Source organism: Tsukamurella conjunctivitidis (assembly GCF_007858475.1).
Lineage (GTDB): Bacteria > Actinomycetota > Actinomycetes > Mycobacteriales > Mycobacteriaceae > Tsukamurella > Tsukamurella conjunctivitidis.
In genome coordinates, this window is record NZ_VIGX01000233.1 from 1 (window position 1) to 556 (window position 556).

A 556-nucleotide genomic window follows, 5' to 3' on the forward strand; every position below is an offset into this window, starting at 1 on the left:
GCTCATCCCGATAAAATTGTGACTTAGCCGACTATCTCTTTGTTTAGGAGTCATTATCATAGGATTGTTTTCAAGATAAATAATAATTGAGAGAAAAGAACAAGAGAAATATTGTGCCAAAATTATAAAGAGACCATAGCACAGCTCTCAAGTCTGCGGCAGACCGTACAACAAGATGCCGGCGAGAAGATTAAAAATGAAACCGATATTATCAAAACCGATAAAGCAGCGATCGATTTTGTAATCATTTTCATCTAAAAAAAATGGGGATAAAACAATCCCCATTAGTATTTATTATCAATATTCTAAAAAGTATCCATATTATTAGATCATCTCCTTTCTACTTATCATCAAAACTGAGCGAGCGTCCTTTTGTCTCCTTAATTAACGAGATTGAAACAATAGAGATCAAACTCGCACAGACAAGATAGATTGAGATTGGAACTGAACTATTAAAGTGATCTAGTAACGCTAATGAGATAAGTGGCGCCCATGAGCCTGCTAATATTGGTGCAATCTGATAGCAGAGCGAGAGTGCTGTATAACGCACATGGGT

At 36.2% G+C, this 556-nt stretch carries 1 pseudogene; it reads right to left on the reverse strand.

What is annotated here, in order from left to right:
- Nucleotides 1-340 precede the first annotated feature (340 nt).
- A pseudogene (locus FK530_RS27675) lies at nt 341-556 on the reverse strand (MHS family MFS transporter); the annotation flags it as partial.